We start from the raw sequence: 10512 nt of genomic DNA, 5'->3' as shown, positions 1-10512 counted from the left end.
ACCATAAAAGTAAGTCTTAGTTGTCTTGGCTCTATTTCTGCTCTTTCAACCCATTATTCGCATAATATATTTTATTGGAGAAATTCTATTTTATATTTTGGTATATTAGTTGAAATTATATTCAAGAATTAATCAAATTGAGATAAACGCTCACGATCATCTTCATTTTTTGCATATCGATGCCACATTCGCGCAATTCTAAGTAATAAGCTTGCGGTTTGTGGATATTGATCGCAAGCTTTGGCCCAAGTTTCATATGTTTGAGCTAATTCTCTTTCAAGGCTTCCGCCGTCACCTACACTTCTGATAGTGGCCCCACGCATGTTGAAGCGTTTTAGCTCTAAACCACTTTCAACATTATGTGACTGCAAAGTTTCAATAACCTGTCTGACTTTTTCTGATGGCCAAGCACCATCTTTCCCTATCCCACTATGTGCTAGCAGATAACCGATATACTGCTCTGCAGCAGATAATCTTTTATTTTGTGTAGCTATTCTTAAAACCTCATCTACCCATTCACGTAATGACATTGGGTTATTCTCAACTTGTTCGCCGGGGATAGTATTAAAATCCGATAGTAATCTATACGCAATACTAGCCTTAGCTCTTTCTTCATTAGTAATAAAACTAGGTATTTCAGACCCCGAAGCTCGATGAGCATGACTCAGTATCTCGACAAAAAAAGAAGGACTATTAGCCATGAAATGAAAAAGAGCTGAAGGCTTATAATCTATTTCAAAAACTGAAAGAAAAGAATATTCTAAAGTTCCTAAATCCTCTAAAGAGAATGTGGTATTTTGATAAATTTTTTCAAATACATTTTTAAGATAGTGTGTTGTTAGACTTTCAAATTTTGCTATGCCACTTTGAATTTCTTTAATTATTGCATCTAAGACTTGTTTAATAATAACTGGGGACAACTTTTCAAAATTGTTATCTATTAAACCAAGTAAATTTAATGCTCTTCCAAACTTAATTCCTTTTTTAATTGCATACTTTATAGTTGGGTCATCTATAGTTTGGATAAAAATTATTTTATTACTCCAGTATATTGATTCTATATTTTTTCCAAGCTTATTGACAAATTTCCAAGTTTCGAGATTATCGGGAAATCCGAAAAGTAGGTTAACAATTTCAATTTCAAAACCTTTTAACACGCTTTTATCAATCACCCATTTCAACCATCTATCTTTATTTATATTATGAGCCTCTGAGGATAGAACAAATAAAAACTCTCGAAATTCTGTTTTTAAATTTGTTACTTCTGCCAATCTGAAAATCAGTTTTTCACTGGCATTTAAATCAATTAATGTTTGAGCTACTAATCTTTGTAGTTTTACCTTTTGCACTAATTCTATTATTGAATGAATATCTTCTGTTTCAACTATTTCGCGAATTGCATTTGAACGTTCAATTTGAATTAAATCTAGAATATTTTCCGTCTTAGTTGAATTTGGAAGAGTAGGCAGATAAGCATTAAAAAGCCAAATGACATTATCAACTTGTTCTATTGGCCGCCATTTCGATTCTATTCTATCTAATTGACTTATTAGTTCAGGATTATTAATAAAAATTCCTTGCCGACGCATCCTGTTAAAAGAGTTTATTATAGAATGCCATATTGTATTTGTCTCATCCTCAAGTATTTTGATATCAATCTTTTCTAAATGATCTAATACAATACTATACAGATTGTATTTTTCACGAACAGGTCCAAATTGTGATATTCTATTTATTATTATTTCCCAACGGTTAATTTTATCACTAGCTATCTTAATGGAACACTGTACGATTTGCTCCTGCATTTTCCAAACTACTGCATAAGTTAGACGTTCTTTTGATGCACTTTCCATGTCTCTAAAACGTGGTTGGGTAGTGCTTGTAGTTACTTCATTATGATTTGGTAATAACTCAGAAAGTAAGACCCATGAAACTTCATCATTGTTTGATATAATTTTATCAATTGCCGCTAATCTTTGAGAAGAAGAAGCATTTGTACTTGGATGCCAAGGTAGAAAAATTCTTTTTAGTGAAGATAAAGCTCTATTTGGTTTAGACTTATTATCTTCAATGTTAGCAAGTTTCGCTAACAATAAAGATGCCCTAGTTAATAGGTTGGGATCCCATGCCAATAGTTCTAGCGACCAAATAATAAATTGGTAGTTTGCCTGCAAAAAAGGGTTTTTAGTATTATTTATAATTGGCCTGATATTTTCATCACTGCTGCCGATCAGGCCTGCGACAGCATTAAGAAAAGAATTGGGAGCAGCTTCTGCTAGATATGGTAAGGCACTTTTTAGACTAAACAATATGCGATAGTCATTCGATAAGTTAGGTATGGCATCAAATATTTCGTTTACAAAGTTTTGAGGATCAGTATTCGGTATTTCAATTCTCAAATCTTTACTGAGTGCTGCTATTGTTAACAAAGTTGTTGACAATCCGTTTCTCAGCCACTCTGAATGTTTGTGATTTGGTTTGGGATAAAATCCAAAATCATCTGTTTCTTTTATTTCAAGAACAGAAACGTCAGAGAATACTTCTATGCATACGTCTTTTAATTTTTTCCATTGGTTTGGCGTAATTAATCGATGCATTAAAATAAATGCATCCAAAGGAGACCTAATTTTCCAAATTGCTTGCTCTCTCCATAAAGGAGGGTCTAATACTTGGAGATATTTTACTAAAAGTTGCTCATAACCTTCATATGAATTTAAGTCAGAAATCTTTTGCAATACATTTGTATCAGGCTCTAAATTACAATCCCAAGCACCTGCTAGTAAAGCGGGAATTACATTTACATCATCACGCCATATTGGTAGATCAAAGTTTGCGCTTTGATTTAATCGAATATAAACCTGTAACAGACGGTTGCAAGAGATTGATTTACGATAAGCCTCCTCTTCTTTCAATCCCATTATTTTTAGAGCTTCAGCAAATTCTGAAGAAGATGGGCGGGATAATGCTTCTGCGTTTCTAATATCTTTTTCATGCATGGGAACAGCATAAAAAAGTTTATTTTTTTGTTTAAGTGAAGCCGCATGTCTCCTTGCATTTTCATTTACAATAAGTATCATACCAGAAACATTCGATAATCTTTTCGCTGCTTCAGCATCTTCGACAATGAGACATTTCCCTTTTAAAAATCTTTGTTGTTCATCTTGTGCCTTTTGAATAATTGCACATAAAAATGCTATAACTTCATCAGAGGTTTCGCCACATAAGGTAGTTTCACCCAACCCAGCTATCATTTGCTCTAAAATTCCCTCGGATTGTTTTTTACGTCCTGCAAGTAATAGTTCTTCAGCTATCGGGATGTTTGTTTGAAGTGAGTAACCTTCCCAAAAACCGGAAATACTTCTAACACCTGAAGGTGGGATACGATTTTGTAGTTCATCATGGGCTAGTCTCAGAGCTACAGGCAAAAATAGCTCTAACCATTGTAAAATTTTTGTGCCATCAATAATAATTATATCTTTAAATGGAGTATCTTTTTTTGTTTCTTTCCAGTCAACAATAGATTCTCTGGGATTATCCCAAGCTTGAAGGGTAACGAAAACAAAAGTAACTTGTGACGCATCTTTATCTTTAAAATCTTCTAATGCATCATTGTAATCATCATTACATTTTCTCAAATAATTTAACCCCACTCCAATCTCCCAAATAGATGTTCCTATAGGAACAAAACTAGGATATCTGCTATTGTTTGTAACAATAAAACCATCATGGCCACGAACTTGCGCATAATCGTCTATAGGGAAATGTGCATCAATAAATTGCCCGTCACATGTTTGCCAAATTAAATCCCACAATAACCTTGAAAATGCACTTCTTGTTTGTATGCGTTGTGACCAATTTGCTAAATCGAAAGCTTCAATAAATCGCATAATCTTGCTCTTTATTTATATATTCTAAAAGTTAATTGTATTACAAGTGAATAAAGAGTTTTTACGCTCCTTTCTTATTATTTTTTCTTCGGTTTATTTACTGCGGGAATTCCAAGCTCTGTTCCTGTATAATAGGAATCTATTTCTTCTTTGAAATTTACAATTCGATAGATTTCGTTTTCCTTTTCTTGTCTTAAAGGGAAATTATTTTCAAGGTAATAACCAAGAATATCTATCTCATCTGAAAATTCTATGTCATTTCTATCATATAATTCCATTCTATTAGTCAAATACTCTTTAAATTCATTCTCATTTTGTATTAAATCCGAAAATACCATTAAATCGTAAAGCGAAACAATCCAAGTCCATTGAAAATCAGAGCTTAAAACTCCTGAATTGACGAGGTATTTTAAGTTTGCCGCAATAGATGAAAAATGTTCAAATGTTACTGAAATTTTGAAGTAGGATCGGATTTGTGAATTATCAATTGAAAGTGTTTTTCTTGTTCCTGCTTCTATATATTCAAATGATGAAGAATCATTTTCTTGAATATACTTTAAAGCTCTATGACATTGATAAGAACCTTCATTGATTGTCTCTTTTAATCTATCTTTTAAGCCTTTTAGAGCTCCTCTTCTATGCTTAGTATTTAATAGACCTGCTTTTACCTCAATAATATAAACACTGTCTTCTGAAACCCCTAAAATATCAAGTTCTGTGCGTTTTTGCACTCCATCCTCTATAATACTGTATTCTAAAGAATGATAGAATTTGGCCGTCGGGACTAACTTTTCAAATAGTTGCTTGGTTTTTAATTCAATATAATTATCTCTAGAGTTTGAATTACTATTACCCTTAAAAGAATTATCGTAATAAACAGCATCAGCAGATTTTATTAATTCTTCTGTGATTTTAAAAATATTTCTATAAGCAAGATTTAAGGAAAAATCATAATACTTATAATCTTCTTTTATTAGCGGTTTTAAATTTATTAGGGTATCATTCAATGGAAACCCCTTGTAGGTTGGAGGCAAAAAAAAGATATCATTTGCACCAAACTCAATTGACAATCTTTCAAAAATTAATTCTTCCTTTTGTGTTTGTGGAATAACCCAAAATATCTTATTATAACTCTTAACATTTTCAAGACTATGGATTAAAATATGTTCGGGGGTTTCCGGATCATATAAGTCTGGATTAGCTTCTGTGAACTGTATAATGAAGTGTTTCCCTTGTTCTCGCATCACTTCATCAATTTTTTCCTTCCCAACTTCTTGCATCCATTCAGTTAGTCGTTTTTGAGCTTCTTTTGTTCCCAGCGGATTACCTACTTTAGAATAAACTAAGCTATCAAGTTTTAATATAGTGCTAAATATATCCTTAGAATTGAAACCATAATATTGCTGAAGAAATCCATCAAAAGGATGAAACATTTCTTGATACACTTCTTGGATATGAGTAAAATAGCCTTCACCTCTAACATTAATAGTATCAAGCATCATTGTTGTTCTAAGCCAATGATCAAACTCATCTCCATTTGCTGGATTTTCTGCTGATAATTCCCAAAAATTGATGTTAGATTTGATTTTAGAAAGTTGCTCATAAATTTCTTCAATGTCTTCTTGTGTTGGAATAATGCCTTTTTTTGAATTAGGTGAAGCTGTTGAAATACTCATTAAGTATTCTAAAAGTATCTCTATTTGATCGTCACTTTGTACAAATTCTTTTTCAACTTCTTCTCTGTTTGAATCAGTATATGTTTCTAAGAATTGATTGTATGCATTTGGCGTCGATTTAATTAATTTACTCCCGAGGCCTCCTAAAACGTAGATTTTATCAAAATTATTAATGAGAGAGATAGCAATTTCTATCTCTTTCTTAATCCATGCAAAATATCTTGGACGATCTTCTCTTGCTTTTTGAACAGCAAATCTGTAATTTTCTACGAATTCGTCTGGAAATTTTTCAGTGTACATATATTTCTATGTTTATATCCTTTAGATATGCAGCTTTGTCGTGTGATGATAAAGCTATTACAAATATCAATTAATGTAAAAACAATTTCAGTTATTTTTATTTTATGGCGCAAACTTATGAATACCTTAATTTTGATTATTTACATCACTTTTGTAATAACTCATCTGAGTCTTGTAGATATGTTGAATAGAAGAATTATTCATTTTTCTCTATAGTGTATTTATTTTAAGGAACAAATCTTGTTTCTCAAATCCATCTAATTATAATCAATGAGGATTAAATCTGTTACTTTTTATTGACTCTTGAAATATTAACTGATATATTTGTATTGTATAACGCTACACAATACAAATTAAATATTAATCATATTAGTGAAAACTTCAATAAATTTACAGACTCCGGGACAATACATTAGAGAAAATATTCTTCAACCTCGAAAAATATCGGTTACCGAGGCCGCAAAGATACTTGGCATAGGGCGACCTGCCCTTTCAAACTTCCTAAATGGAAACTCTACTTTGTCGGTGGATATGGCTTCACGTATTGAACGTGCCTTTGCAATATCTGCACAAATATTGCACGATATGCAAGTAACGTTTGATTTATCACAAGCAAAAGTTAAAGGAACACCTTCAAATACAAATATATACGTACCACCATTCCTTGATATTTTAGCTAGTGAAATAGAGCAATGGGCTTCTAGTATTAAGGCACGAACACGCCTTGCTGTTTTTCTACGAACTCTCATACATTCTAGTGGCATTGTCCCAAGCAAAGTCAATTTTAATGGTAATGATAATGGAGAGCGTCCCGGTTGGGATGGGTTTATAATAGCCTCTGAAGGCACTCCTTGGATTCCAGAAGGAGTTTCTGGTTGGGAGTTTGGCTGCAATCAAGATATTAAAACTAAGGCAGATGGGGATTATATCAAAAGTATAAAAGCGAATAATAAATCAGAACGAGAAAGTATTACGTTTGTTTTTGTTACACCTCATAAATGGTCAGGAAAAGATAATTGGATAAAGGAAAATAATGCCAAAGGTCAATGGAAAGATGTTCGAGCTTATGATGCAAGCGATTTAGAACAATGGGTATCCCAATCAATTGCAGGTCAAACTTGGTTTGCTAATGAAATAAAGCGCACCTTATCTTTAGGAACTAGGTCTTTAGACAAATGTTGGGATGATTGGGCTAGAGTAAGTGAACCTTCTTTAATAGGTTCATTATTTAAAACTCCAATAGATAATTCAAGAACACTTATAATCTCTAAACTTACCAAAACACCAAAAGAGCCAATAATAATTACTGCTGACTCAACAGAAGAAGCGGTTGCTTTTTTGGCTGAACTTTTTAATGATAGTACAGAAGATTTAACAAAATTTCGTGATAAAGTAGTTGTTTTTGACCAACCAGGCGTGTTACCTCAACTTGCAGCAGGTTCTTCAAACTTCATTGCTGTTGTTACAAATAGAGAGGTTGAACGTGAACTGGCCATTTACAGCCGCCAAATACATTGTATTATTGTATATCCCCGTAATTCAATTAATACTGACGCACACGTTAAATTGGAGCCATTGAATTATGAATCATTTCACTCGTCTCTTGAAGAAATGGGATATACAGATGACGAAAGAACCAGATTAGAAAATGAGTCTGGACGATCGCTTACAGTTCTACGCAGAAGACTTTCAAATATCCCTGCTATTCGTAATCCAGACTGGGTAACTGATAAAAGTACATCTGCAAAATTAGTTCCTTTTCTGTTTGCGGGAGCTTGGAATTCTACTAATCAATGTGATCAAATTATCTTATCATCACTGGCTAAAGAAACTCCATATGATGATTTAGAAAAACAAGTTCAAGAAATAAATCAATTAAACGATTCACCAGTATGGTCTACAGGAAGTTATAGAGGAGTCGTTTCAAAAATTGATTTATTATTTGCGATTAGTGGAACAATCACCCAAACTGAATTAAAAACATATTTTGATGTTGCTGAGCTTGTTCTTTCTGAAGATAATCCCTCTTTAGATCTCCCCGAAAAACAAAGAATATTTGCGAAAATCTTTGGTAAAACGAGAGAAATCTCAGGTCCATTACGCAACGGTATTTGTGAAACACTTGTTTTGTTAGCAGTTCATGGAAATTCTCTTTTTCTAAACAGATTGGGTATAAATGTTGAAGTTTTGGCTAGTAAATTAGTCGAAGACCTACTTTACGAGCCGTTGACAACTCGAAAACTCGAAGCTCATGACCGTGACTTACCAACATATGCGGAAGTAGCTCCTGACACATTTCTAAAAATACTTGAAAAAGATTTAAAAACTTTTGCCCCTGCTACTATTGGCCTGATGAAGCCTGCTGAATCTGACTTTTTTGGAGGTGGTTGTTCTCGCACAGGTTTGCTTTGGGCTTTAGAAAACTTAGCTTGGTCACCAATTACACTTACTAGAGCAGCGTTAATATTAGCTAGACTTGCAGAAGTTAAAATTGATGATAACTGGGCAAATAAACCGATAGCTTCGCTCAAAGCAATTTTTCTATGTTGGATGCCTCAAACTGCTGCAAATGCCAGCAAACGAATATCCGTATTAAATTCTATCATAAAGGATTATCCAAAAATTGGATGGGAGATTTGTATGGAACAATTTGGAAGATTACAACAGTCAGGTTCCTATAGTAATAAACCTAGATGGAGGAATGACGCACAAGGTTACGGTGCACCTATAAAGACAAATAAGGAAATGTATGAATTTACGGATAAGGTGGTTGAGATAGTCCTCCACTGGAAAAACCATGATAAAACTACAATTGGTGATTTAGTAGAGCGCCTTCATGATTTAAGAGAAGAAGAGCAAGAAGTTATATGGACTATTGTAAAAGATTGGGCAATTACTGCCAGCGACCTAGATAAGGCATGGATACGTGAAAAAATCCGGGTTAATTTTATGTCACGAAAAATGATTTCTCGAAATGAGCATGGACAAATTAATCAATCAATTGTTGCCGCAAATGCAGCTTATGAAGCACTAGAACCAAAGAATATAATCAATAAGTTTGAATGGTTATTTCGACAATCATGGGTCGAAGAGTCATATGACGAAATAAACAACGGAGATAATGATTATCGCAAACGTGCTGAAAGAATTGACCAGATTAGAAGCAAGGCTCTTCAAGATATATATAACGAACGTGGCACAGATGGAATTTTAGAATTATCTGAATTGGGAAAAGCACCCTTTGAAATTGGTACGTTGATGACAAAAAATATTCTTTCGTCTCAAGGAACACTAGATTTTATTTTGAAAGTTGTAGGGTCAGAAGAAAAGGCAACTACATGGGCATATGAATCATTAGTAAAAGGAACCCTTAGATCGATAATTGATAATAATAAAAGGACAGAAATACTTATTAAAGCAAAAGAATTTCTTTCAGAAGAAAATTTTATTAGGCTTCTTCGATTTGCTCCATTTTGTGAGGCGACATGGTATCTCGTCAATAAACTTAATGAATCTCTACAGCAAATTTATTGGAGTTCTGTTTCACCGGATTGGTGGCACTATGATGAGCAAGATCCAAACGAAGTTGTAGAAAAACTTTTAGTAGTTAATCGACCTCGTGCAGCATTCAGCTATGTTCATTATATTTTTGAGAAAATTAGGCCAGCTTTACTTTATAGATTAATGAATGCTTTGGTGAATAAAAGTAATGAAATAGATGGCACTTACCAATTTCAACATTATGAGATTGAAAAAGCTTTTGAATTTCTTGAAAACAGTGACTCATTTTCTTTTGAGCAAATGGCTGTACTAGAATTTGCTTATATAGATATTATTGCATTGCGTAGAGGAAATAGTGGAACTCGTGGTATTCCGAATCTTGAAAAATATATTGAGCTTCATCCAGAATTCTTTGCACAGGTAGTAGCATGGGTTTATAGACGTAAAGACGGTGAAACAGACCCTGATGAAATAAAACTCGATGACCCGGGTCAGGTGCAATACAGAGCTCAGCGTGGATATAAATTAATAGATGCACTGCAACATATACCTGGGCATAATGAGATAGGTGAAGTTGATACCAATCACCTTTTGAACTGGATAAAAATTTACCGAAACACTTGTAAAGAATTAGGTCGCAAAGACATTGGCGATCTTACGCTTGGAGGATTATTGGCAAAAAGTCCTAAAGGTAAAGATGAAATTTGGCCTTGCGAACCAATTAGGGACGTTTTGGAGCAAATAAAATCGGATGATATTTCGCGAGGAATGGTAACTGGTCGTTATAACTCACGTGGCCTTCACTGGCGAGGTGAAGGTGGCGATCAAGAACGCCAATTAGCAAAAATGTATAGTTTGTGGACGCAGGCTTTAGAGTTTTCGCATCCATTTGTGGCGGCCTCAATTTTGAATAAATTAGTACAGTATTATGAAGATGATGCTTTGAGAGAGGATACTGAAGCAGGTATAAGAAAACGTTTGAAGTAGCTATTCTTGACATATAAGCGGTCACCAGTTCGAGACAGGTTAGCTTCACCATATTTTTCAAATACTTAAATCAATGTATGATTTATCATAAATAGAAATACTTTTTATTGGGTACCATCTTGGGTACCAATAAAAGTCACTATCTCGATTGTACTTAGACT

General features: G+C 33.7%; 3 protein-coding genes. 1 reads left to right on the top strand and 2 read right to left on the bottom strand.

Features of this window, described 5'->3' with window-relative positions:
- Positions 1-128: 128 nt before the first annotated feature.
- Complete coding sequence (locus WAA15_RS21805; protein ID WP_337044964.1) at positions 129-3887, bottom strand: hypothetical protein; 3759 nt, start codon at positions 3885-3887, stop codon at positions 129-131.
- 77 nt (positions 3888-3964) lie between these two features.
- A complete protein-coding gene (locus WAA15_RS21800) occupies positions 3965-5863 on the bottom strand; it encodes a hypothetical protein (RefSeq protein WP_337044963.1) in 1899 nt (632 codons plus the stop codon).
- A gap of 372 nt (positions 5864-6235) precedes the next feature.
- On the opposite strand from WAA15_RS21800, the gene WAA15_RS21795 reads away from it, so the two are divergent.
- Complete coding sequence (locus WAA15_RS21795) at positions 6236-10351, top strand: HigA family addiction module antitoxin (RefSeq protein ID WP_337044962.1); 4116 nt, start codon at positions 6236-6238, stop codon at positions 10349-10351.
- The last annotated feature ends 161 nt before the right edge of the window (positions 10352-10512 follow it).

Source organism: Emticicia sp. 17c, assembly GCF_037153985.1.
In the GTDB taxonomy this organism is placed as follows: domain Bacteria; phylum Bacteroidota; class Bacteroidia; order Cytophagales; family Spirosomataceae; genus Emticicia.
Note: the sequence above shows the minus strand (reverse complement) of the source record. Positions and strands in the feature narration are given on the sequence as shown.